The following is a 23,493-nucleotide window of genomic DNA, read 5'->3' on the forward strand; positions in this document are numbered from 1 at the left end:
ACCCAATTAGAATTGATTTGATTTTTGTTTTACTCATTGCTAAATATTTGTTTTGGTATTCGTGAATCTTCGATTTCATAGCATTATGTTTTAGATGTGAATTGAATTATTGCTTTTTCCATATCCTGATGCTCGTTGTAGAGCTTCATTATTTCCTCATTTTCTAATCCATCAGTTAAATAGGCGGCGTAAACTTCTTTCGGAACTTCCAACCGGAAGATGTTACTTTCCTTCCCGATTTTGATAAACATTTCGGTGTACTTGCGTGGTCCGGAAAGGTTGTTCTTTATGGATTTGAGTTGGTTCAGGTCGTGGCTGGAAAGGTTGAGTCTTTTGACCAGTTCGTCATAGCCTTTTTCATTGTTTAAGCTGTAAATGACCTGTGTATTTTCCAGAATACTGGCCGATGTGGAATTGTTAGGTAACTGATTAATGGACTGTAAAATGATACCAATAGCACCATTCTGTTTTCGGATAGCTTGATAGTAGAATTCCACACTTTCCAGTACATTGTCAAACTTCAGCTGTTTAGCAAACTCATCAAACAAGATGATGCCTTTTTCGGCGCGATTGCGCCAGATGGTTCTTTGGATGGCTGATTTGATGAGCTTGAGCATCACGGAAAGTATTTCCTTATTGTCCTTTACTTCGTCCAGCTCAAAAACAATCAATCGTTGGTCCTCGATTTTATAGGTTTGGTCTTCGCTGACTTCAAATAGAAAACTGTATAGACCATCACCGACATACTCAGATATTACGTGCAGAAAGCTCGTCACGTTGAAGTAGTCGGGATGGATTTTTAGGTCGCTCAGAATACTATCCTGATGCCTTTCTATAAAGTTGTAGAAGCTTTCCAGCGAATGATTTTCTGAAGTGCTATCGTAATAATGGCGCAATATCTTTTTAATGGAAACGGACTGCGCTTTGGTCACTTTTAAGTCTGAAGCAAAGAGTTCAAACAAGAAAACAGATAAATCTTCAAGCCGTTCTGGTGTGAGGTCATTTTTATCGCTTATGAAGAAAGGGTTGATACCCAAATTCTTTCCGCTCTCATATCTGAGTACGGTATACTTTTCAGGATAGAGCTTGGCGAATTTGGTGTACGAACCACCCAAATCGATAATGACCAGACGGACACCACTTTCAAAATATTGGCGTAGTATGTTATTGGCCAAAAATGATTTGCCTTCGCCAGTTGGCGCAAAAATGGCAAAGTTCCGAGCTTTGATGCGTTTCTTTCGTTCGTCCCAAACATCCTTTAAAACAGGAATGTTATGCTCTCGGTCATTAAAGATGATTCCGGTTTCGTCAGATTTGTAGTTGGTATTGTTGATGAAAAGGCAAAGTGCGTGCTTTAAATCCGTTACGTACAAATCATTGTTTGAGAAGTTGGATGAAAAACAGCAGTAACTGTTCAGAATATAATTTTTGCGTTCTTCACCTCTTGGATAGTAAGGGGTGATATCGAGTTCCTTAAACTCGGTCTTGATTTTTGAAGTGATTGAATCGAGGCTCTTTTTGTCTTTTGCCCAATACACTACGTTGAGATGACCACGAATGATTCGTGCATTGTCATCAGCATTGATTTGGTCAAGGATATGCCGGATTTTCCCAAGCACCACCTTGTTCTGTGAACCGAAGTTTGAACTTTTGTTTAGCTCTTCGATTTTCTTATCGAGTAGTTTTCGCCATTTCTGTTTATCATCCAGATACACGATTTGGTTGACGATATGGTTCTCGTTAAGCGTAAGCCCTAAGCCATCAATAAACCCTTGATGAAACACAAAATCGTCTGAAGTGAATTTCTCATTGGTCTTGCTACTTTGCACACTTTCGCCAAAGCACAGTTCGCTGTTGACGGCCAGGGCATCAAAATGGTTGTCGCCAATGGTGACGTTCTTTTTTTCCAATAGTATGTCGGTATCGAATCCTTCACTAAATCCGTTGAAATAGTTGGTGGTGAGTTGCTGTATCTCTTTCGCTTGAAGCGAAACAAAACGCATCTTTCGGCTATTGTTGATGAACGACACGGAATCGCTTACCGCATTCACAAAAACTTTAATATTGTAATCCATTTGCTGTACGATTCCTTTTGAAACCTTACGGAATGGGTTGACATATTTTGGATTGTTGAATGCCTTGTTTTTGGTCAGGATAAAGAACAGATAGCATTGATGTTCGATGTAATTGCGACCTTTAAAGTGATTGTGAGTTGCCTTTTCGAGAAAGGATTCGTTGGGCAAATGTTCTGAAGAATAGGATTTCTTTAAATAAATGTCTTGCTTGTGAACGACCGTTCCAACAGGTAAAGACTTCAAAGCCTGAAACCAGGCACCGTGTATATCCTCAAAGTCCTTTTCAGAAAGCGAATAGATTTCAGGTAAGTTCCCTTTGAAGCATAGCACAACATTGCCATTGTTGGCAAAGACGATATTATCCTGAATATCTGCAATGGGTTGATATGCCGAAAGATTCATCTTATTCATAGTCGAATCCAGAATTACGCTTGTTACTGATGATTCTTGGGAAGGGATTTCCTGTCTGAAAGAGTTGCGGGTTATTGGCTATTCGAGTCAGAGCGATGTAGAGTCCACCATTGAACAGCATTAAACCGATGATGATGCCAAAGCTGAAAGAAAAGATGATGATGAGTAATGATGCCAATATGGAAACCATCATCAAGGCAAACAGGGAAATGGGCAGGCCGAAGATGACTGCCCGTTTCCGCATATTTCTATAGACCTCGAACTTCTTCACTATACTACGATGCCTATGAGATAAGTGAAGATTCCGACAACTGCACCAGCAATAAGTACAAAAACCAAGACCCGAGTAATCCCTTTCTTAAGGTCGGCATTTTCACCAAAGAAGTGTCCGGCGTTAAACAGGAATCCGATGAGGAATATGACACCTAAAATGATGGGAAAAATGGTTCTGATGGTATCTGAAACATCGTTGACCGAATCTTCAATACCACCAATCTGAGCAAAAAGCGAAGTTGATAAGAGCGAAAAAACGCCTGCCAAATAATGTGTTTTTTTCATAACGAATTGGATTAAAATTTTGGTTCATTTTCGTTATGTGAAATTTACATATATTTGAATATAAATATTTGAAAATCAAATATTTGTGAATAAAATATTATTTGATAGTATTTGGTTTTAGTTGCTATTATTTAGCATCAAATTCTATGAAATTTTGAAGTGGAACTGTTAATAAGAGAAAAATTGAAAATGAAAAAGTGGCTCAAAAACGTCAGTTTTATGATTTTGCTTCTCAAAAGTTGCATCCTTCTGGGTCAGGAATTTGATGCAAAAAAAATTATCGTAATTGACCCTGGTCACGGCGGAAATGATTTGGGTGCAATTGGGGTAAATCAGACAGAAGAAAAGACAATAACCTTGCAAATTTCAAGGTTGATTTCAGAACTGGCCGAGAAAAACCACGACCAGACTGTGGAAATTTATCAAACACGTTATAGTGATACCTTAATTTCATTAAGGGATCGGGCAAGAATGGCGATAGCTTTGAATGCAGATTTATACTTGTCTTTGCATTGCAATCATTCCGATAATCCAAATGCAAGAGGTGTTGAAGTATATGTGTCCAGTCAAAGGTCGAAGTTTTTGGATGAATCGACTTGGCTTGCCTTTCAATTACAAGCTGACTTGAATGAGAAACTGGGTTTTGAAAGTAGAGGCGTAAAGTTTGCCAATTTTCAAGTGCTTCGGGAAACTACGGACTTTATGCCATCCGTTCTATTGGAATTGGGTTTTTTGAGCAATAAAGATGAGAGTCATTATATTTCTGGATATGAAAACCTTAAGCACATTGCGCTCGCTATTTTATCACTATTAAAAATACCTTGATTATGAAAGAACTATTTTTAGAGTTAACAAAGAGCTTAAAGGATATTGTGTTACAATTCATCTCAGAAGTGATTCTGCTATATAAGTCTTTCAGAAATTGAGCTACTTCCTTTTGTCCACAGCTTTTGTATCAAAAGCAATCAAATTAAATAGTTCCCGCATCCGGCTACGGACACGGTTGCCATAGCGTTCTTCGAGTTCTTCGGCATTAAGGTTGGTGGTGGCGTGGGTCTTTATTTTGCGTTTGGTATCAAGGTATAGTTCGTATCGAGAGAGTAATACTTCGCCCATTACATTTAGGCCTTTTCCGTAAAAGCGGCCAGCGGGTTCTACACCTAAATCATCAAAACAATAGAATTTGGTATTACCATATTCCTCAACCGTTTTAAAGCCCAAATGGTTAAAGCTGAAGGTTACATTACGGCAGGGAATCATTTCATAAGGGCGTTGTAAGGGAACGATATGACGCAAGAGTTTCATCAAGCTCGTCTTGCCGCAACCTACGGGTCCAGAAAGCAAGATGCCCTTTTCAATGTCTATTTCAAATTTCTCACAGTTGTCCTTGTCTTTGATAAAATATGAACAAAGCTTCAACAGAATGCCCTTGTCCTCATCATAAATCCTGAACTTTTTACCGAAGAGCAGCTTGCCCTTGGCATTCAAATAAATCAAGATTTTTGGGAAGTCGTATAGTACGCTTTTTCCATCGAATTTGCCCAGCGAATATTCCACGCCGCCTTCGATGATTTTAGAGGGGTTGTCCATAGTCTTTCGATTTAGTGGTTCGCAAGTTGTCCTTGATTTGGGACGGTTGTTTTTTCTTTGGCTTGTTTTCTGACTCAAATAATTCGGTTCTATCCATCCAATTGATGGCTACGGCTCGCCAATCCCTAATCGGTTCGCCATCGCCAGTTTGCCAATCTCGTTCAGCGTAGTGCTGGTAAAACTTTTCAGCTTCAGCTTTACCAAAATTCTTTTCTTCAAAAAAATCAATGACGGCCAGACAGTCCTTTGGCTGTTTTATTAAGTTTTCTTGTTTGATATTGTTTGTATTAGATACCAATGCTTGTCCACCTATGGGACGGTGTTGGTACACCGCCTGTCCATTTTTGGGATGGTGGTGTCCCTCAAGCGGTACACCTCTGGGATAGTACTGTTCCGCAAGCTGTTCCAATATGGGATTGTACTGTCCCGTAGCTGGTTCATCACTTGTCCCTAAAATGGACATCTTGATTTTACTGCCCTTGTATGGATTGTTGGAAGGAAAGTAGGATAGGTATTCCCAAGAATGAAGCTCTGTTATGCACCTGTGGTAAGTTGATTTTGACCCAATCTTGGCCACCCGCATCAATTCTCTTCGATTTACATAGAACTCGTCCATAAAGCGACAGCTGTTCCATTCCTGGAACAGCGCCATATACAGACTGATATGGGTAGGGTTTAGGCGGTCATCAAAATAGAACGTTTCAAAAGCCGCGTTGAGTAGCTTTATATAGTTCATAACATCAGGAATTTAGTCCGTGGTGCACGCGGTTGGCATCCATTACCTTTTGAATTTCTTCGGCATCATAATAGATGATTCCGCCTACCTTAGTGTATGGCAAGGTGCCATTGATGCGAAGGTTTTGAAGTGTTCCCGGACTCACTTGAAGCAAATCCATTACTTCGGAAGATTTTAGATACTTCTTGATTTTTCCAGAAGCCTGTTTGGCTAAAAGACTTTTGATGTCATCGAGCAATTCCATTTTGAATTCCCGAAGGTCGTCTGTGGTGATGATACTTGTCGGCATAATAGAACGATTTTAAAAGAAAAGGACTATCAGAGGTTTATAATTTTTAATGATAGTCCTTAACCCGATTTGACTTTCGTTCTACAAATTTGATATGGATTATTGGATTTTCTTCACCAGTACGACCGTACTACGGTCAAAATTTAACATCTTGAAATTTGGTATGCTTTGGTGCTGTTTGATATAGTTTATGCCGAAATTTATACTCAAATCGAGCTGAATTTTATGGACATTCGCTGAAAACCAAAACACCGTAGGTCAACCGTACTACGGTCTTTTCTTAATATTTTTAATTAGAAGTATAAATGGTTGTTACAAGCTATTATTTCTCGCTTTTATCCATTTCAGAAATAAGGGAAGTGGTCAACTCATCAAGAAACAGGGTTCGGCTTTTTTTTCTGTTTTTGATGTCCTGATAGGTTTTGTAGATGTCTTTTGGCTCAACATCGAAAATCTGGCTTAAATAATCTGAAATTTTAACAATACTCAGACTGTTTTTAGAACCGAGACCTTTAGCGTGAAGCGCATAAATTAATTCCACATAATCTGTATTGCTAAAAGGCCAGTGCAATCGTTTTATGGGGTGTCTTTTCCCATTGAGTGATTTCTTTAGTTGAAAACGTCTTTCATCTAAATACTTCAACAGTTTTTGATAAGCCCTATACTTACCTAATAGCATATCCCGGGGAGTACAAAATTCAGGGTCTTGAAAGTAAAATTTTGAAGTGGTGATATGATAACTATCCAGATAGTCCCTTGTAAAATATTCCTTATCAAAATGAGTGTGGCCAGCGTCGATATAGCGGCCAAAATCGATATTATACAGAAAAAATCGATTGATTTTGTTCACTTTCTTTTTGATGATCTTAAGCTGACTATGCCTGTCTGCCTTGGGGAATTGAAGTTCAAAGGAATGAATCTCGGAAAAATAGATAAGCTCAATAAGCGGTACCTGTTTCGTATGTTTGAAGAATCGGATTTCCGTTGCCATCGTATCAAAGCCCTCTTGTAGAACCTGTTTTTTAAGATTGCTTAAAAGATTACGGCACACCTCGACGGAAAGATATGCCCTTTCCAATATTGAATTATTCTCAGAAGCTATTTCATCTAGTTGTGTTGTTAAGTTTTCCGATAGTACGTCGAGTTTCATCAGCAACCAAGTTGAGGTTTGAAAACATAATTTAAGATTCTAGTGGTTTGGTAATAGTTTTTGAAGTCCCTTAACAAACAAACTGTAGCTTGATGCAACTTGATGCAAAAAGACCCGACTGAATACTGAACGTATTCAAAATCCATTAAAATTAATGAAAAGTACGAGCGTTCTAATGACAAAAAGCCGTAATCTACTACGGATTAATCCGTATTCTACTACGGATTTAACTTACTCGCAAAGTGCCGGAACAAAAATCCTATTTTCTTTTTCCTTTAAACCGTCTTTCAAATTCGCGTCTGTTTTGTACTTCCGCCTTCTTAAAGATGTTTGAAGCGTGTTTAGAAACTGTACCTTCAGCAATAAACAGATAGCTTCCTATTTGTTTATACGATTTGCCTTCGAGTATGAGGTTGGCTACCTCAATTTCCCGTTTGGATAAATCGAGTTTTGAAAAATATTTTAAGATAGCAATATTTTTTGCTTCTCTAGCATCATCGGTATATCCTAACCTGTGCAAGAATTGTTCTTTTTTTAAATCTTGATATATGTTAATACGGATGAGTGCCACGGCAAGAACAAAGTAGCCACCATTTACAGTCAATTGTTCCACTACCTGAAAATCCCCGAGAGCAACTATAATAGGCATAAGCACTATGGATAACAAAGTAAGATAACCAGTGGCAATCCTATCCCTATAAAACCTATTTGTAGCACCCCCTTTTTCCTTATAGAGCTCAATTAACGGTGTGCTGATTTTAACGAGAAATGCAATGGCGACTGCAACAGGAATGAAAATAAATGAATATTTAGCGATACCAATATCTTGCCAGATGATTAGTGGAAGGACAAAAAAGAAAATAAATGCGGAAATGAGAATTATCATTAAATGGCGTAGGGTAAAGAATTTTAAATGACCAATGTCAAATTCAGAATACACATAATATACATAGTACAAGGCTGTGTAGAGACCTACGCCGTAAGCCACGATATATTGAATGCTAAGCGGTATAGGAATATTCGTGTCTGGGAAAATTCCCGAAAAAAAATTATACGATATCAACGAGATTGTGAACCAGATGAAGCGGTTGGTTGACTTACTGTCTCGTTTCTTTAATGAAATAATCACAAAATTCGTAAGCAGTATTAATTGAACCGCTATGATGAAGAACGTGACGATATGCATTTCAGAGCCAAATACCGTCATCAGATTGTGGATTTAGCCCTTCTTCTGAAAAGCATCAGTCGATAGGGTAAACCTGTATCAATATTGGCAAAGTTTTCGAAGCCGTGATTTTCGTAAAAGTTTATATTCCTTTTGGTCGAAGTTTCCAGATGGATATCCTGCCCTTTCTTATCGGCAAATTCAATTATTTCTTTAAGGAGCATACCCCCATAACCTTTTCCGGAGTCAACAGGATTTACTCCGATATACCACAAGTGCATAAATGGCTCATTTGGATGATGCTTTTTGATTAAGGATTCTCGTTTAAGAATAGTCGGCACCCTTCTTAGACCAATAACATTTATGGCCAACTTTAAGTCTTCATAAAAGGACTTGAAACTGAATTTTTTCTTTCGTGGAAAAAGTATTAGCCCAACAGCCTTTCTATTTTCAGAAATAAAAATTTTACCGGTAAGTTCGGCCATTTCGTAGCTGTAGCTCATTAGTGCGGGGATTTTTTCATTATCACCCCCAACTACCAGGTTCACGGATTTGTTCTCTTTGAAGGAACTGGAAAGTATATCAATGACTAAATCCTTATCGTTAAAAATTTCTGGTCTTGGCATTGTATTTTTGGCACATTAAAGTTATCCTGGCTTTTTAGGTAAATGACACACTATCCTTAGAATAAGCTTTTTCAATGATTTAATGAGAGGAAACATTCTCGGATTCGAGAAATTTTATAATCCACTTTTTTTTGTATCAATTTTTGGGTTTTCCTAATTCAAGCCTTCAGAGGTATCTTCGCTTACAAGAATATGATTCGTTATGTTAAGTTCACTATTTTTTAGATTTTTCATTAAATCAAACGTTTGTGTATAATCCCTTTCAGAACAAAAAAGTATAATAGAAGAATGGTAAGAACCAGAAGAATAGATAAAAAATCAACTTCTCTTTGCCGCTACGTGTTATTTGAATCCCTCCTGGTTTTTGATCTTTTCTCTATCGGGTTCTTCTTGCACTCGCTTGATGCTGCTAGTTTTCAGAGGCTATAATCTTTCCTTGTTTGTCGAAGTAGATTTCCAGATGTTTATCGTCAGGACTTTCCACTTCTAATTCATATAAAGTTCCCATGTCGGTTTCCACTTTTTCTACTTCTTCTATTTCCCAGTCCTTGTATTCTGAGCTCTCAAAGGCAGTCTGTACAGACGCCGGTAAGTCAGCATATTCAATTTCCTCTTCGCTGATTTCTTTAAAATTGTGGTTCTTGTTTTCGCAGCTTACTGTTACAGCCACGAATAACAAACAAGCTATTACAAAGCATACATTTTTAAATCGCATAATAATCTTTTTTTTATTTCTTACTAAAACCCATTTCAATGATACAAACCGATTCTGTAGAAATTCGGGATTACAAGGAGAAGATTTATTGTCTCATCTGTGTTGCGAACTTACTTGAATTAACTATTTCAAATAAAATCAATTACCTACATTGTACCACATTAAACAGGTATCTGGTAGTTTTCTTTTTAAATCACAAATCTCCATATCAGTTTGCCCAAAATAGTTGTTCTTTCAAGTGTCCAGCTATTTCCCGAAGTGTCGTAAGCTTGGTTGACGATGAAAAAGAAATCAGCTCCGATAATTGGAATCCATTGCAAACGGAAATTCAGAAGTACTTCTTCATCTTCACTGTTCCACTGGGAAAACAGGGAGCCGAATAGATTCGGGTTTACGGCATACTCTATACGGTTACCGATCAGGTCTGTATCAAAGCTTCCTTCCGGCAAGTCAATCCAGTTTTTTTCGTAGTTAGCAGCGATCTTTAGATAACGGCTTGTTCTCCATGATAGCTCAAAAGCACTTTGGGTACTCTTTCCTTTAAAAAAGTTTCCCCAGTTAAAATACGTATCGAGTGCAAAGTTTCGACCGCTGAAAGTAGCGGCTTGTATTTCCATACGGTTGTACCAATACTCTCCTTCAGGAATGACAATTCCTTCCGTAATCTCAAATGGTTCTCGCAGACCTTCCGCTCTCCTTTGGAGGTTAAACTCAAAGGATTCCCCACTACGTGTTTCAAAGCCTAATGGTCTGATTTCGTAGAAAAATGATTGCAGTTCACCTGTGTCGTCAAAAATGAAGTAATTCATGTCCAACCCTTTAAAACTGAACTGTCGTATCCATTTGAAATGGTTTTTAGGTCGGGGTTTCCATTCAAGTTCAGTATAAAACTCCTGGAAATTTTCCCTGCGCAGAAAACCCACTTCCGGATTGAAGGGGGTGGCACTTCTTTGCCAAGCCATATCAAACTCAACTTTATCGTTGGGATAGCTCAGGTAAATACGGTGAGCATTGGCCCTGGCATCAAAATCATCAGAGTTAATGTTTTGTGTGAATGATGCACCAATATTCAGGTTTTTGTCACCAAATAATTCGGACATACTGTAAAGCCCATATCCTCCGGTTGTGCTATGCCATCGTCCATTTTCGTATTTATTGGCAGATAAAATGCCTATGGAAGATTGTTTCAAGACATCCTGCCTCCAGCTTACAACTGTATAATTGGTAGAGGGTATGCTGTCCCTACTGACTGTCTGCATGGACAAAGCACCCAACGTAGTATTTCCCATTTTACCCAATACCCTTGCCCCTGCGATTATTGGAACCGTAGAGCGATCTTCGGCTAATCCGATCCGCCTGCTATAAAAAGGGATTATGCGGTTTCCCATACCCATATCAAAATAGTCTTGTCCCTCAAGGAAAAATTCCCTTCGTTCAGGGAAAAACAGTGGAAATCGGGTAAGGTTGATCTGCTGTCTGTCGGCTTCAACCTGTGCAAAATCTGTATTAATGGTCAGATTCATACGGAGGGTAGGTGTGATAAGGTAATTGATGTCGCCACCGGCATTCAGTTGTTCCTCAGACTTTTCTGGTGTTAATTCCGCACCCCCGATTGAATAAGGCTTGATTTCAATAAAAGTTTTACTTTTGATATTGTCGAGATCGGTCAAAGTACCAGCCCTGTTCACCAGCTCTAGTTCGGAATCACGAGACCAGCCCTGCCATAGTAATTGTTCCCTTTTTCTGCGAATATTGCGCTCAAAATTGATACCCCAGACCTGCTGATCTAAATTCGTTTTAAACTTCAGGGTAGAAAAAGGAATGGCTATTTCCGCGAACCAACCTTCGTTCGTTATCGCTGTTCTGGTATCCCATACACCATTCCAAAATTTGTTAAAAGACCTACCGTTGTTTAAAATCTGCGCATCGGCACGGGCACCATTAGGATTGATTACAAACAGAAATCCGTTTCTGTCGTCATCGTAAGTGTCTATGATGACCTCAAAGTTGTCTTCTACACCCCAGTTGAAATCCCGTTTCATTTCGCGGGCTACAAGATTATCCGGCTCCCTATCGAAACCCCAAAATCCGATGTATAGGGTATTGGCCGTATAGACAATGGCCACTTCCGTTTTTTCTGTTGCCGGCTCCCCAACATTCAGTTCGCGTTGGGTAAAATTGCTTATGCGAACAGCATTTTCCCAAACAGGTTCATCTAATCTTCCATCAAGCTGAATTGCATCATCTGTATACTTTGCATAAATCGTGTTTGGTAAACTTACCTGGGCCATGCTGCATTCTACAATCATCAGTAAACCTATGACAAAGAATAGTCCTTTCATATTTTCCTAAAATAGAAACCGATTCTGTAGAAATGTGGGAACTAGTTTACAGGCAGACCTTCGGACATCTCCTCATTGGGCTGCAGAAGGATTTGATCCCCTTCATCAAGTGCGCCAAAAATCTCAACCATATCTTCATCTTTCATGCCTGTGCTGACTTCTACCCATTTTAGTTTGCCATCCGCTACTTTTCCCACAGCTTTTCTTCGGAGGGTGGTCAAGACCGCACTATGAGGTACCCACAGACTTCCATCCGGACGTTTGATGCTTAATTGAGCTTCCGCAAAAAGTCCAGCATTCAAATTACCCTTTTGATTATCCACAAGAAATTCCCACATCTCTGTACGGGTGTCCGGATCTATACTTTTGGCTCGCCTGTAATAATCTGCCTTAAATACTTTTCCGGGAAATGGTTCTACACTAAATGAAGTAGAATCCTCTGCTATGGAACTTCCGGTCAAGGCCTCAGGAACTGGTAGCTTCAAACGCAATTTTTGGTTGTTTTCGATTATCAGTAAAGGTTGGTTATCTATATCTCCCACAAGATTTCCGGGATCTGTATTTCTTTGCGTTACAACCCCAGTAAATGGCGCCCTAATTGTGAGATAATTAAGGAGTTGCCGTTTAGCTCTGGCGGTAAAATCCAATGCTTTTAGCCGAGTGCTGTCCGACATGGCTTTGTTTTTTGCTTTAATCAGTTCGGATTCTGAGACCGTACCTTGTATTTCGGAAGCTTTTAGCAATCGGGTATACGTATCCTCACTACTCATATAGTCCGCTCTGGCTGACTCTACATCGCTCTGCGCTTCTGAATAGGCTGCCTGAATTTCTGGTGCTTCTATCCTGATCAGGACTGCTCCTTTCATTACTTTATCTCCAATGTCTACCCGCACTTCGGTAACATACCCCTGTACTTTGGCATTCAGACCAGCTTTTTCAAAAGCCAATAATTCCGCAGGAAGCATCAGGGTATGTCTGGAGTTATCAAAGCTTAACTTTATGGTTTCTACTTTTTTTGACGACTCGTTTTTGCTTTCCATCTTATTGTTTTCAACACTACTTGAACAGGCTGAAACGATGGCTGCATATAAAATCGGTATTATATATTTTCTCATTATTCTTAAATTTTACTCTTTTCAGGTTTGAAGTTATTGCTGTTCAAAGTATGTACTCTGCTCATCATCTGGATCAAGTGACGGGCTCTTATAAAGTCTTCTTCCGGAAACCTGCCAATAGACGGACGGCAAGATGAATACGGTTGCAAACACGGAGAACAACAATCCGCCTATCACTGCAATTCCAAGCGGGGCTGTTTGTTCGCCGCCTTCACCCAGCCCTAGCGCCATCGGTAGCATCCCTGCTATCATGGCTATGCTGGTCATGAGTATGGGCCTCAGGCGATCCTTTATCCCTTCCAGGTGAGGGTTTTGTTTTTGTTCTTTCCGATAATGCTCTGCTATGGTAACAAATAATATGGCATTGGCCACTGCCACACCTATAGCCATGATACTGCCCATAAAAGATTGAATGTTGAGCGTGTTCCCGCTTATCCAAATCAGAAGGAACGAACCAGCAACTACGGCAGGAATAGTGGATAGCACTGCGAAGGAAAGCCGGAATGACTGAAAGTTGGCTGCCAGCAGCAGAAATATCACGGCTACTGCCAGTAAAAGGCCGGTACTCAATTCATCAAAGGTTTGAGAGAGCGGTTCAGCAAGTCCTCTGAATTTAACACTCATCCCTTCGGGTGGTTCACCCATAGCATTTACTTCATCTTTAAGCGTTTTAATGGCACTTCCCAGGTCTTTATTATGCAGGTTCCCGGTGATGGTAATGAACCGTTGTTGGTTCAGACGGTCGTATTCCCCAATCATGGTAGAAGGTTCCCATTTACTCACATCGCCCACATAGACGGTTTTCCCGTTTTCCGACTTTAATGGAACTTTTTCGACATCATCGGGTTGATCCACCATATATTGAGGAAATTCTACCTGGACCTGGTATGCATTGCCCGATCCGGCATCCAACCAATAATTGGGCTGGGTGAAACGACTGGAAGAGGTGGAGGCTGTTACAGAGCGGCTAATGTCTTCAATTGTTAGGCCTAACTGGCCTGCCCGGACACGGTCATATTGTAAATCTATGGATGGATAGTTAAGTGGAATACCAAATTGCACATCACGCATAAACGATACGGTTTGTACCCTGTCCTTTATTTCTTGGGCATATTTACGTGATTCCGAAAGGTTTTTGCCCTGAACAGCTATCTCTACTGATGTGTTGGCTCCCTGGCTCATTACTTGGTCAACCAGGTCAGCCGGTTCAAAAGAGAGCTGCATTTCAGGTATGATTTCTGTTACCTTTTTTCTGATATTTTCTTTAATTTCATCAAGGGGCTTTCCTGTCTGCTGTAGCTTGATCTTTATAACAGCTTCATGTGGCCCACCTGTCCAGAGAAAGATAGTATTGACCGGGTAGCTGGGTGGTTGGATACCGACAAATGCCGATGTAATCTCAACATTTTCTTTACCAACCACTTCGTTTACCACTTCCAGAAACTGCTTTGTTTTCCTTTCCGTATTTTCAATGCGGGTTCCGTCAGGCATTCTTAAACGAACTTGCAACTGCCCGGAATTGACTTTTGGAAATATCTCCGTACCAGTAGACTGCCAGAGTACCGCAAGCATGGCAATAGTGGTTATCAGGTAAATACCGATGGCCCACTTGCTCCTGTTTGTAATACCCTTTGTATATCCTACAACCCGGTTTCTAAACTGTTGGAATTTTCCTTCTTTATTTTGAGTAATATGGTCTTTCAGAAACCAATTGGAAAGAATAGGAACCATTGTTTGAGAAAGTAGAAATGAAGCAATCATGGCAAAACCTACAGCCAATGTAAGCGGTAAGAACATGGCCCTGGGAGTGCCAGTCATAAAAAAGGAAGGAACAAACACGGCAAGAATGCTGGTCAGGATAAGAAGTTTGGGCAATGCAATTTCTTTGCAGGCATCCAGAATGGCACGGCCCTTTTTCTTGCCCATTTCCTGATGTCGGTGGATATTCTCTATTGTCACGGTCGATTCATCCACGAGAATACCTATTGCCAGCGCCAGTCCGCCCAATGTCATGATATTGATCGACTGTCCGGCCAGATAAAGGCACACTACTGCCGATAATATGGCAAGTGGTATGGTAAGAATTACAATGAGCGCGCTTCGTCTGTCACCAAGAAACAGCAGTACCATAAGGCCAGTAAGCACTGCTCCAAGTGCTCCCTCAAAGGACAGGTTTTTCAGGGAATTGATTACATAGCCCGACTGATCAAATTCATAGCTCACTTTAATATCGTCCGGCACAGCAGCCTGCATTTCCGGCAGGCTTGCCTTGATGCGTTTCACCACATCCCAGGTTGATGCGCTGGCTCGTTTGGTTACAGGAATGTACACTGAGCGGCTGCCATTGATCAGGGCATATCCTGATGCAACATCAGACCCATTTTGTACTTCAGCTACATCCTTTACATATACCGAGGGCCCGGAGCCCATCTTTAAGGGAATATTGGCCAGTTCCTGGATATTGCTAACCACCGTATTTTGGTTAGCAATCAAAAGTTTGTCCGCAGTTCGGATATTTCCGGCAGGCGAAATGGTATTGTTCTTGGCAATAGCCATGACGAGTTCATCCGGACTGATATTATAACTGCGCAGTTTGGAAGGGTCTGCCTTAATCAGTACAGTACGCTGGTTTCCTCCAAAAGGGGGGGGGCTGACACACCCGGTATTGAAGCAAATTTTGGACGTACCTTAAAGAGTGCAAGATCTTGTATTTCACCCAATGACCTGGTTTCACTGCTAAAAACAAGTTGGCCTACTGGTGCACCCCCTCCGTCAAAACGCGTGATGAACGGAGGTACTGTCCCCGGAGGCATAAAGGCCCTGGATCTGTTGACCTGGGCTACCACTTCCGCCAAAGCCTGAGACATGTCGGTGCCCTCATGAAAAATGAGCTTCATCAAGGATACGCCCTGGATAGTTTTGCTTTCCACTTCCTTTATCCCATTGATATACAGAAAATGGTACTCGTAATAAGAAGTCATAAATCCTTCGATTTGATTAGGAGCAAGACCACCGTATGTTTGGGCCACATAAATAGTGGGGGTGCCTAGTTTTGGGAATATATCAACTGACATATTCCGGATTGACAATACCGCAAAAAACACGATGGCCAAAAGGGTTACCATGACGGTTATGGGTTTTCGCAGTGCAGATATTATTAGTTTGATCATCTCCTATAATTGATTTAAGAATATTTCCAGATTACCATTGACAGCAGCTGTATACAATAGTGCTTTCCAGGCTTCCCAATAGGATTTTCGTAGTTCTATTTCCGCAGTAATCAGTTCGTTTTGGGATTCAATCAGTTCCGTAAAGCTCATCAACCCGGCCTGGTATCGGGATTGTGCGGCTTCGTAAGCATAAAGAGCATCCTCAACCTGGTACGGAGTCTCTCTTGCAATAGCCATTGCTGTTTCTAAGGCCTTATCAGCTATGGTTTTTTGTTTATTGAGGGTCAGTCTCACTTCTTCAAGTTGCTGTTTATAAGCTTCAGTTTCCCATTCCTTGGCTTTCCATTGGGTTTTGTATCGGCTGATTTGGGTCAGCGGCATAGTCAATTGTAAACCCAGGCCATAATTGAACCGGGTCAGATTAAATCCATCAGTAGGATTATTGACAAAACTGTTACCGTTGTTGTCAAGCTGAATCCCCGAACCTCTGCCATAAGCGGTGCCCCATACACTTAAAGTAGGTAACCAGCTTAATTTTTCAGCTTTAAATTGGTATTGTGCGGCATTCCATTGGGCTATGGCCAGGTTTTCCTTTGGATGAATCACCCCTGAAACTTCTGGCAACCTGGGAAGTACTTTAAGAAAGGTAGAATCCGCCAGGTTTTCTGGCAAATCAGCCGCAATTAACTCAGACAGTTTCTCTTTATATTCATGAATGGTATTTTGTTGTTGCAGTATATTGATTTTCACCTTGGAAAGCTCCGTCCTAAATCGTGCAGTATCCACCCCTGAAACCAGCCCTGAATTAGCCAGGACCACAGCCTGTTCGTAATTTGATCTCGATCTTTCCTGATCACTTTCCAGTAGATCAAGAATTTGTATAGCAAGGAGGTAATCCAGATAGGTACTCGATAGTTGAACGCTATGCTCTAAAAGTGTAAGATCCTTTATGGAAGTGCTGGCCTCATGGGTGCTTTCCGCTGCCTTTATCTCATTATTTCTTCTTCCGAAAGTGTAGGGTTCCCATTTCATGAGCAGACCGGCAGCTGACCCCCAAACCATATCATTTAGATTCCTGGCAGATGGAGGCCCACTTACAGGTAGAAAATATTCGGGGAAAAACATTCCGGTAATGTTGTTATAAGTAACATAATTAATGTAGGTGGAGGCGGAAACTTCTGGAACCAACAATCGTCTGGTGGATTTTACCTTCTCTTCAGATGCCCGCTCAAGAGACGCTGAGGCAAGAATTGCCGGATAATTTTTCTTGGCAGTGTCCAGTAATTGTACAATTGTCGGTTGTGTTTGAGACCGTACATTTGTCCAAGAAACAGCAAGAATAGATGCCAACAGGATAAGCTTGAATTTTCGGATCATATTCAATTATTAATGTAATTCGTTACAAAATTATGACCCGATTCTGTAGAAATATGGGAACGAGAGTATTCTGCTATTTTAAAAAAATGAAATGATAAAGGATGCCGCATATCACACTAATGAGTATGGTTTTAAGCATGTTCCATTTGAGGATGAAGTAGGCAAAGGCGGCTATCAATCCGATCACCAATGAAGGAATGTTTATAGTCTCCCATTCCGGGATTAACCATCTTATTCCAAGTGAATGGCTTTCGTTCACTTTCCCAAACAGTGTGTGGATGGTAAACCAAACACCAAGGTTGAGTACTACACCTACAACAGCAGCCGTAATTCCTGATAAGGCAGTCGTCAGGCTTTTATTTCCTCTGAGGTATTCAATATAGGGAGCACCAGTAAATATGAACAAGAAGCAGGGAATAAAGGTAGTCCAGGTTACCAGTAAGGAAGCTAAGATTCCGGCCAGTAGAGGATCCATAGTGCCAGCAAAGCGGTAAGCTCCCATAAACCCTACAAATTGCACGACCTGTATGAGTGGACCCGGTGTGGTTTCTGCCATACCTAAACCATCCAGCATTTCTCCGCTTTTCAGCCAGCCGTAATCTTCCACTGCTTTTTGAGCTATGTAGGCAAGAACCGAGTAGGCTCCTCCAAACGTAACCACTGCGGTTTTGCTAAAAAATATTCCTTCGCTAAAGAAGATGGAATCAACGCCAACCCATAATGCGATTAAAATTAACGGCAATGCCCACAAAGAGAGGTACAATAAAATCGTTTGGAGGGTCTTCTTGAATGAGGGTTTGACTTGTTGAATATGGCTGTCAATTAAATAATCATTTTCCTGTTCTGTTTTATCCGCATGGCCTTTAATGACATGAAATTTCTCCTTCCAGAATTTGCCTCCAAGAAAGCCTGTTATCCCTGCCGCAAGTACAATGTAAGGAAAGTCCATCTCAAAAAAGAAGATGGCAACAAATGCCAAGGCAGCCATAATTACCATGACTTCATTTTTAAGGGCTTTCTTGCCAATTTTTATAACCGCACCAATTACAATGGCCAGCACTGCTGGCTTAATGCCGAAAAATATGGCGTCAACGATAGCCACATCCCGATAAGCTGCATAAAGAATGCTCAAGATCAGTATGGATATAAATCCAGGCAATATAAAAAGTAGTCCGGCAACCAATCCGCCCTTTTTTTTATGAAGCAGCCAACCTATGTATGTGGCCAGTTGTTGTGCTTCGGGACCTGGCAACAACATGCAATAATTCAGCGCATGCAAAAAGCGGTTTTCGCTGATCCATTTCTTTTCTTCCACCAAAAATTTGTGCATGACCGCAATTTGGCCTGCCGGGCCACCAAAACTATGGATGGCTACTTTTACCCAAACTTTTAACGCCTCGCTGAATGGTAACACCTGGTTTTTAGAGGGATTTGATACACTGGACATTGCCTTTGACGATAATTAGTTCTTAGTTAATCTTTTTAGCATTCGCAAAACGTTGTGCTACGTTATCCCAATTTATGATTTCCATTATAGTATCAACAAAATCACCTCTCTTGTTTTTATGTTTTAAATAATACGCGTGTTCCCAAACGTCTATGACCAATATGGGAATAACGCCCCACTGGGTAAGCTTTTGATGATTTTCACACTGGAGAAGTGTGAGGGATTGTGAATAAGGCTGGTAACCTAAAATTCCCCAACCACTGCCTTCTACACTTTTAGAAACTTTTGCTATGTAGGACTTGAGTTTATCAAATGAACCAAAGTCCTTTTCTATTTGCTTTAGAAGCTCTGCCTTGGGCTCGCTTTTCTTGTTTGTGAGATTTGTCCAAAAAATAGTGTGTAGTACGTGGCTTGAAAAATGATAGGACAATTTCCTGGTCCACAAATCGACACTATCCATTTCACCGGAATCGAGATTTTTCTTGATATTTTCCAAATCCTTATTGGCACCTTTGACTGCACCACCGTGGTGAAATTCATAATGCAAGTGCAAGGTCTCTTCGTCCATATAAGGCTCTAAAAAGGTCTTCTTATATGGTAACGGCTTTTGGATAAAGTTTCCGTTGCTGTCTACCAGTTTGTCAATACTTGCTTCATTAACACTTTGGGAAAAAACATTGTTTATAGGAAGAATGGTTGCTCCTCCAAGAATTGCTGAATTTTTTATAAATTCTTTTCTGTCCATTTTTCTGATTTTTTTATTTAAACTCGTTACTTTCAATTGTAAGATGCCGAATAAGAAAGGCAAATGAAACCGGTGCCGGTGTAAATTTATTCCGCATTAATTACTCCCGTTTTGTCCAAAGCCTCTCTTAATCCTATTGCTAATTTTTCGGCTGATCCAATTCCCCAATAATGAAGAAAGAAAATTCTTGGATCCTCGTGCACCATGTGATTATGTACCGCTACCACTTCAATGTCATTCTCAATAAGTGCTTTGATAACCGGAGCTACTTCATCTGACAGCATAGTAAAATCACCGGCTACTGCTGCTTTTTCAGGTGTGCCCTGCCAACTTGCCCAAGTGTTGAACCCCATGAATGTGCTAACAGGAGCTCCGTGTTCCGTCAGCTTTACATCGGGTCGGCCAATGGTGATTTTATACACCCCATTGGTCATAGTCCCGCTATGCCCTAAGATGCTGTCAATCCTTTTGGTGTCCAGCGTGTTCTCCACCGACGACATTTCTACGGCGGACGGGTCTGCTCCCCTAATTTCCGTTACCTTATCAAAAATAGCTTTTAAACTTTTGGCCAATTTTTCTTCGCTTCCCATACCACCGATATGCATGTACATTACATCTGGCTCGTTCCTTACAAAATGGTTGTGGATCGCCGTAACCGTCAATCCCTGTTGGATTATTTCCTGTTGTACCGGTTTCAGGTCTTTTTCCGTAACCACTATATCGCCCATAACCATAGTTTGTGCCGAGGTTGGTGCAAAAGCAGCCCAACTGCCCAATCCCATCGGGGGAATAATCTTAAAACCATCAACCATTACATTCAGGTCGTTTTGCGGAATGGTAACTTTAAATTGCCCACCTTCTTCCTTTCCTTCCATCCCAAGTCCGGATTTTAAGGTTCCAATATCCATCGCCTTTAATTCATTATTGTTTTTTAAAGGTTTTTCAGCCGATTCTTTTGAATCATCTTTCTTGTTAGGTTGCTCACAACCAAAAGAAATTAGCATCAACGCTAATACAAAAATCCATATTTTTTTCATAGTTCAGTTTTTGTAAAATATATATTCAGTTATTTTCAATTCTATAGTTTAGTTTCAAAATAAGATACCAAATTGAAAAGCAAATGAGACTGATGTTGCCAATTTATTACCAAAACGGACAGGAATGCGGGTAACAAGAAAATACGTACCTTTCTTTGCCTGATTACGGATCATGAAATAATAGCCCATTAACCTTTGACGCACCATCTTCCGCACGAAGAAAAGGAACGAACTCAAGGCTAAACCAATTTTTCCCATTAACATTAAAAAATTGGGAGATGCACAAGTCCAAAATCATTCTTTCTGGCATCTCCCAACTTATATGATCATTAAAAAATCAACTAGACTATCTTCATCCAAATTTTATCGATGATCGTCATCGCCGTCCGAGTGGCTTTCCTCCCTTTTAAGCACCAGTTCTCCTTTGGGGCTAAAATAGAGTTCATAATACGTCTCATCCTCGTTCTCGACCTCAAGTTCATACATAGTTCCCTTATCGGTCTCGACCTTTTCCACCTCTTCAATTTCCCATTTGGCATAATCGGAATTCTTAAAGGCATCCTGTACGGCCTTTGGAAGATTGGAGAACTCAATGGCCTCTTCACTTAGCTCTTTTATTTCGGATTGTGCCGTAGCCGTGAACATTCCGCCACCAATAAATAGTAGGGATAACAGCAAAATGCGAAAAAATTTCTTATTTGTATTCATAGCATTAAAATTTAAAGATTAACATTTAACTCATACCAAATGTAAAAACTGAATCTGTAGAAATTTGGGATTGTCAAAAATCGACGGTGAATGTGTGAAGCGCATTTTTGTGACTGTACGTTAACCTCCAATTGCCCTTATCGGCAATCTTGTGTGCAATGGCCAACCCAAGGCCCCACGAATCTGGATTGTTGGAAGATTTATAGAACCGTTGGAACAATTTTTCCTTGTCAACCCCCTTTTCGCTACCGGTGTTGGTAATAACCAATCGTTTCCCGTCCAGGTTTATGATTACTTTTCCATCTTTCACGTTGTGCAGGAAGGCGTTTTTGAGCAGGTTTTGGATGAGAATCTCGATAAGCAACCTGTTTCCCTGGACAATTGCCTCATTCCTGATATCGATCTCTGTCCTAATGTTTAAGGCTTCCTTCTGCTCCTCATAAAATTCCAGCGACCTACCTATTATTCCATCAACATTTACCTCTTCCGTTGTTAGGAACTGGTCATTCTCTATTTTCGCAAGCAGCAACAGGGTTTTGTTCAGTTTTTTCAGCCTTTGTGTGGAACCGATGATACCTTCCAGGATGTCAGACTGCTTTTCGGAGAGCTGTGTTTGGCCTATAAGTGCTTCCAGTTTTGACTGGATTATGGACAGAGGGGTCTGCATTTCGTGGGAAGCGTCCCCGACAAACTGTTTTTGGTTATCAAAGACCTCCTTGTTTTTCCGAGTCAGTTCGGTCATCACATTATTTAATAGCTGAAATTCTTCAATTTTGGAATTTGGGAATACTGGTGTATTTGCATTGCCAAGATTATAATTTTTGAGCTTGTCAAGCATAGTATAAAAGGGCTGCCATATTCTTCGAGAAAGCATTCTGTTTGAGAGGTAAAAACAGAAAGCAAGTCCAAAAAATAGCCCTCCTAGCGTAATAGCAATCGTACCAATGATTTCAGTTGCTTCCAGGTGAGGCTTCACAATTTCCAGTTTGTAATAGCTGTCGTTTAATTCCACAAATGTTATCAGCTTCCGGTACTCATCTAATTCGGCATCTATCGGTTCATAGATCAATGTGTCGGCATAGCTTTCTTTTCCGTCTTGAAACGTATTTATATCAATAGGGTAAAATGTAAAATCGTCCAGAGGGTAATCCTTCGCTATGGATATTTCCGGGTGCTTTTCGAGATAGGCAAGCAAGTTCATCTTACGGTTATACAAAACCTCATCTATGTTTTGAAGTACATTCCAGCTTAGCACCAGATAAAACAAGGTCGAGAATATCCCAAACAGTAAAAGGAATGCGAATAATTGGATTCGGGTCGTATAAGAAAGCAGCTTCATATTGTTTTTATTTGGTATCCCACACCGTAAATATTGGTTATTTCCACGTTGGCACCTGCTTCCTTTAGCTTGCGTCTCAAATTTCTGATTTGTGAAAACAAAAAATCAAAACTCTGTACCTCATCTACGTAATCGCCCCAGATATATTCTGCCAAAGAAACCTTGGTGATCACCCGTTTGTGATTGTTGATCAAGTGGGTAAGGATAGCATATTCTTTCTTTGTTAGAGAAAGTGGGCTTTCGAGATTATCAATTCCAACTATGTACTGATCTGGTTCTATTACCAGATTAGCATAGTGAACCAATCTATTTGTCTTGAATTGTTTTCTCCTTATAATTGCCTTTATACGGGCATTCAACTCGGAAAAGTAAAATGGTTTGGTCAGGTAATCATCAGCTCCTAACCCCAAGCCTTTTAATTTATCGTCCAGGGAATTACGGGCAGAAAGGATGATTACCCCATCGGACTTATCATCCTTATGGAGAACCTCTAGCAAATGGAAACCATTACCATCTGGAAGATTAATGTCCAAAATAATACAGTCATAATCATAAAGACCGATGCGCTCCAGACCTTCGGAGAGATTACAGGCGACATCACAAAAATACCCCTCTTCCGCGGCGAATTCTTCGAGGCTTTTTAGCATTTCAGGTTCATCTTCTATAATGAGCAGTTTCATGTTTTCAAAATACGGAATTAAATCTGTAGAAATTTTGTATTATGTTTTAACTGACAACTACGATAAATAGTAAAATTATTAAATCTGTTTTTTTCGCTTTTTACCAGTACATTTTTCGAATTGATTGGGAAAACCTTAAAAAATTTGTGATTAATATTAACCCTAAAATAATTTTTAATAATTAGATTCAACCCGAAGATTTTTAAGGGTCAATCAAT

At 40.3% G+C, this 23,493-nt stretch carries 22 protein-coding genes; 1 reads left to right on the plus strand and 21 read right to left on the minus strand.

Translation table 11 applies throughout. The features are described from left to right. Window positions 1–83 precede the first annotated feature (83 nt). From GVT53_RS20130 to GVT53_RS20140, 3 genes are read right to left on the minus strand one after another with little or no spacing between them, the layout of a single operon-like run. A complete protein-coding gene (locus GVT53_RS20130; RefSeq protein ID WP_067030848.1) occupies window positions 84–2,486 on the minus strand; it encodes a TraG family conjugative transposon ATPase in 2,403 nt (800 codons plus the stop codon). Further along, entirely contained in the window at window positions 2,479–2,757 is a 279-nt protein-coding gene (locus tag GVT53_RS20135; RefSeq protein ID WP_067030845.1) for a hypothetical protein, read from the minus strand. The genes GVT53_RS20130 and GVT53_RS20135 overlap by 8 nt, the downstream gene beginning before the upstream one ends. Further along, a complete protein-coding gene (locus GVT53_RS20140) occupies window positions 2,757–3,044 on the minus strand; it encodes a hypothetical protein (protein WP_067030842.1) in 288 nt (95 codons plus the stop codon). The genes GVT53_RS20135 and GVT53_RS20140 overlap by 1 nt, the downstream gene beginning before the upstream one ends. Before the next feature lie 189 nt (window positions 3,045–3,233). Between GVT53_RS20140 and GVT53_RS20145 the strand changes: the two genes are divergently transcribed. After that, window positions 3,234–3,869 carry an N-acetylmuramoyl-L-alanine amidase family protein gene (locus GVT53_RS20145; RefSeq protein WP_067030839.1) on the plus strand — a complete coding sequence of 212 codons (636 nt, stop codon included), beginning with the start codon at window positions 3,234–3,236 and terminating at the stop codon, window positions 3,867–3,869. A gap of 102 nt (window positions 3,870–3,971) precedes the next feature. Here GVT53_RS20145 and GVT53_RS20150 read toward each other — a convergent pair whose 3' ends face one another. From GVT53_RS20150 to GVT53_RS20230, 18 genes are all read right to left on the minus strand, one after another. Then, window positions 3,972–4,634: an ATPase gene (locus GVT53_RS20150; RefSeq protein ID WP_067030835.1), complete on the minus strand. Its 663-nt coding sequence runs from the start codon at window positions 4,632–4,634 to the stop codon at window positions 3,972–3,974. Beyond that, the gene (locus GVT53_RS20155) at window positions 4,618–5,370 is read right to left on the minus strand and encodes a hypothetical protein (protein WP_067030832.1); all 753 of its coding nucleotides are present in this window, start codon (window positions 5,368–5,370) and stop codon (window positions 4,618–4,620) included. The genes GVT53_RS20150 and GVT53_RS20155 overlap by 17 nt, the downstream gene beginning before the upstream one ends. Before the next feature lie 4 nt (window positions 5,371–5,374). After that, window positions 5,375–5,659, minus strand: coding sequence for a helix-turn-helix domain-containing protein (locus GVT53_RS20160; protein ID WP_067030829.1), 285 nt, complete (start codon window positions 5,657–5,659; stop codon window positions 5,375–5,377). A gap of 322 nt (window positions 5,660–5,981) precedes the next feature. Next, a complete protein-coding gene (locus GVT53_RS20165; protein ID WP_067030826.1) occupies window positions 5,982–6,809 on the minus strand; it encodes an RteC domain-containing protein in 828 nt (275 codons plus the stop codon). Window positions 6,810–7,068: 259 nt separating this feature from the next. Continuing rightward, window positions 7,069–8,016, minus strand: coding sequence for a helix-turn-helix domain-containing protein (locus GVT53_RS20170; protein ID WP_067030823.1), 948 nt, complete (start codon window positions 8,014–8,016; stop codon window positions 7,069–7,071). Continuing rightward, entirely contained in the window at window positions 8,016–8,600 is a 585-nt protein-coding gene (locus GVT53_RS20175) for a GNAT family N-acetyltransferase (protein WP_067030820.1), read from the minus strand. The genes GVT53_RS20170 and GVT53_RS20175 overlap by 1 nt, the downstream gene beginning before the upstream one ends. Window positions 8,601–9,009: 409 nt before the next feature. Then, window positions 9,010–9,315: a PepSY-like domain-containing protein gene (locus GVT53_RS20180; protein ID WP_166250244.1), complete on the minus strand. Its 306-nt coding sequence runs from the start codon at window positions 9,313–9,315 to the stop codon at window positions 9,010–9,012. 188 nt (window positions 9,316–9,503) lie between these two features. Then, entirely contained in the window at window positions 9,504–11,657 is a 2,154-nt protein-coding gene (locus GVT53_RS20185) for a DUF5916 domain-containing protein (protein WP_166250245.1), read from the minus strand. 41 nt (window positions 11,658–11,698) lie between these two features. Next, window positions 11,699–12,772 (minus strand): efflux RND transporter periplasmic adaptor subunit, encoded by a 1,074-nt coding sequence (locus GVT53_RS20190; RefSeq protein ID WP_121847514.1) that lies wholly within the window; start codon window positions 12,770–12,772, stop codon window positions 11,699–11,701. A gap of 33 nt (window positions 12,773–12,805) precedes the next feature. Further along, window positions 12,806–15,448: an efflux RND transporter permease subunit gene (locus GVT53_RS20195; RefSeq protein WP_205780309.1), complete on the minus strand. Its 2,643-nt coding sequence runs from the start codon at window positions 15,446–15,448 to the stop codon at window positions 12,806–12,808. Next, window positions 15,385–15,942: an efflux RND transporter permease subunit gene (locus tag GVT53_RS21180; RefSeq protein WP_205780308.1), complete on the minus strand. Its 558-nt coding sequence runs from the start codon at window positions 15,940–15,942 to the stop codon at window positions 15,385–15,387. Before GVT53_RS21180 ends, GVT53_RS20195 begins: the two co-directional genes overlap by 64 nt. 3 nt (window positions 15,943–15,945) lie before the next feature. Then, entirely contained in the window at window positions 15,946–17,319 is a 1,374-nt protein-coding gene (locus tag GVT53_RS20200; RefSeq protein ID WP_166250246.1) for a TolC family protein, read from the minus strand. Window positions 17,320–17,392: 73 nt separating this feature from the next. Beyond that, window positions 17,393–18,766: a chromate efflux transporter gene (gene chrA, locus GVT53_RS20205; RefSeq protein ID WP_166250247.1), complete on the minus strand. Its 1,374-nt coding sequence runs from the start codon at window positions 18,764–18,766 to the stop codon at window positions 17,393–17,395. Between the two features lie 22 nt (window positions 18,767–18,788). Continuing rightward, window positions 18,789–19,511: a superoxide dismutase gene (locus tag GVT53_RS20210; protein WP_121850579.1), complete on the minus strand. Its 723-nt coding sequence runs from the start codon at window positions 19,509–19,511 to the stop codon at window positions 18,789–18,791. Between the two features lie 86 nt (window positions 19,512–19,597). Then, on the minus strand, window positions 19,598–20,548 hold the full coding sequence (locus tag GVT53_RS20215) for a DUF1259 domain-containing protein (RefSeq protein ID WP_166250248.1): 951 nt from the start codon (window positions 20,546–20,548) through the stop codon (window positions 19,598–19,600). A 363-nt stretch (window positions 20,549–20,911) separates the two neighbouring features. Further along, window positions 20,912–21,256: a PepSY-like domain-containing protein gene (locus GVT53_RS20220; protein ID WP_121847520.1), complete on the minus strand. Its 345-nt coding sequence runs from the start codon at window positions 21,254–21,256 to the stop codon at window positions 20,912–20,914. A gap of 73 nt (window positions 21,257–21,329) precedes the next feature. After that, a complete protein-coding gene (locus tag GVT53_RS20225; RefSeq protein ID WP_121847521.1) occupies window positions 21,330–22,595 on the minus strand; it encodes a sensor histidine kinase in 1,266 nt (421 codons plus the stop codon). Continuing rightward, the gene (locus tag GVT53_RS20230) at window positions 22,592–23,275 is read right to left on the minus strand and encodes a response regulator transcription factor (RefSeq protein WP_121847522.1); all 684 of its coding nucleotides are present in this window, start codon (window positions 23,273–23,275) and stop codon (window positions 22,592–22,594) included. The genes GVT53_RS20225 and GVT53_RS20230 overlap by 4 nt, the downstream gene beginning before the upstream one ends. Window positions 23,276–23,493: the final 218 nt, after the last annotated feature.

Source organism: Flagellimonas oceani, from assembly GCF_011068285.1.
Lineage (GTDB): Bacteria > Bacteroidota > Bacteroidia > Flavobacteriales > Flavobacteriaceae > Flagellimonas > Flagellimonas oceani.

What these genes read in the sequence shown, in the direction of transcription:
- chrA (WP_166250247.1), bottom strand. Translation starts at nt 18,766, where the DNA reads ATGTCCAGTGTATCAAATCCCTCTAAAAACCAGGTGTTACCATTCAGC.
- GVT53_RS20180 (WP_166250244.1), bottom strand. Translation starts at nt 9,315, where the DNA reads ATGCGATTTAAAAATGTATGCTTTGTAATAGCTTGTTTGTTATTCGTG.
- GVT53_RS20165 (WP_067030826.1), bottom strand. Translation starts at nt 6,809, where the DNA reads ATGAAACTCGACGTACTATCGGAAAACTTAACAACACAACTAGATGAA.
- GVT53_RS20210 (WP_121850579.1), bottom strand. Translation starts at nt 19,511, where the DNA reads ATGGACAGAAAAGAATTTATAAAAAATTCAGCAATTCTTGGAGGAGCA.
- GVT53_RS20215 (WP_166250248.1), bottom strand. Translation starts at nt 20,548, where the DNA reads ATGAAAAAAATATGGATTTTTGTATTAGCGTTGATGCTAATTTCTTTT.
- GVT53_RS20220 (WP_121847520.1), bottom strand. Translation starts at nt 21,256, where the DNA reads ATGAATACAAATAAGAAATTTTTTCGCATTTTGCTGTTATCCCTACTA.
- GVT53_RS20150 (WP_067030835.1), bottom strand. Translation starts at nt 4,634, where the DNA reads ATGGACAACCCCTCTAAAATCATCGAAGGCGGCGTGGAATATTCGCTG.
- GVT53_RS20160 (WP_067030829.1), bottom strand. Translation starts at nt 5,659, where the DNA reads ATGCCGACAAGTATCATCACCACAGACGACCTTCGGGAATTCAAAATG.
- GVT53_RS20155 (WP_067030832.1), bottom strand. Translation starts at nt 5,370, where the DNA reads ATGAACTATATAAAGCTACTCAACGCGGCTTTTGAAACGTTCTATTTT.
- GVT53_RS20185 (WP_166250245.1), bottom strand. Translation starts at nt 11,657, where the DNA reads ATGAAAGGACTATTCTTTGTCATAGGTTTACTGATGATTGTAGAATGC.
- GVT53_RS20130 (WP_067030848.1), bottom strand. Translation starts at nt 2,486, where the DNA reads ATGAATAAGATGAATCTTTCGGCATATCAACCCATTGCAGATATTCAG.
- GVT53_RS20230 (WP_121847522.1), bottom strand. Translation starts at nt 23,275, where the DNA reads ATGAAACTGCTCATTATAGAAGATGAACCTGAAATGCTAAAAAGCCTC.
- GVT53_RS21180 (WP_205780308.1), bottom strand. Translation starts at nt 15,942, where the DNA reads ATGATCAAACTAATAATATCTGCACTGCGAAAACCCATAACCGTCATG.
- GVT53_RS20190 (WP_121847514.1), bottom strand. Translation starts at nt 12,772, where the DNA reads ATGAGAAAATATATAATACCGATTTTATATGCAGCCATCGTTTCAGCC.
- GVT53_RS20200 (WP_166250246.1), bottom strand. Translation starts at nt 17,319, where the DNA reads ATGATCCGAAAATTCAAGCTTATCCTGTTGGCATCTATTCTTGCTGTT.
- GVT53_RS20175 (WP_067030820.1), bottom strand. Translation starts at nt 8,600, where the DNA reads ATGCCAAGACCAGAAATTTTTAACGATAAGGATTTAGTCATTGATATA.
- GVT53_RS20170 (WP_067030823.1), bottom strand. Translation starts at nt 8,016, where the DNA reads ATGACGGTATTTGGCTCTGAAATGCATATCGTCACGTTCTTCATCATA.
- GVT53_RS20140 (WP_067030842.1), bottom strand. Translation starts at nt 3,044, where the DNA reads ATGAAAAAAACACATTATTTGGCAGGCGTTTTTTCGCTCTTATCAACT.
- GVT53_RS20225 (WP_121847521.1), bottom strand. Translation starts at nt 22,595, where the DNA reads ATGAAGCTGCTTTCTTATACGACCCGAATCCAATTATTCGCATTCCTT.
- GVT53_RS20145 (WP_067030839.1), top strand. Translation starts at nt 3,234, where the DNA reads ATGAAAAAGTGGCTCAAAAACGTCAGTTTTATGATTTTGCTTCTCAAA.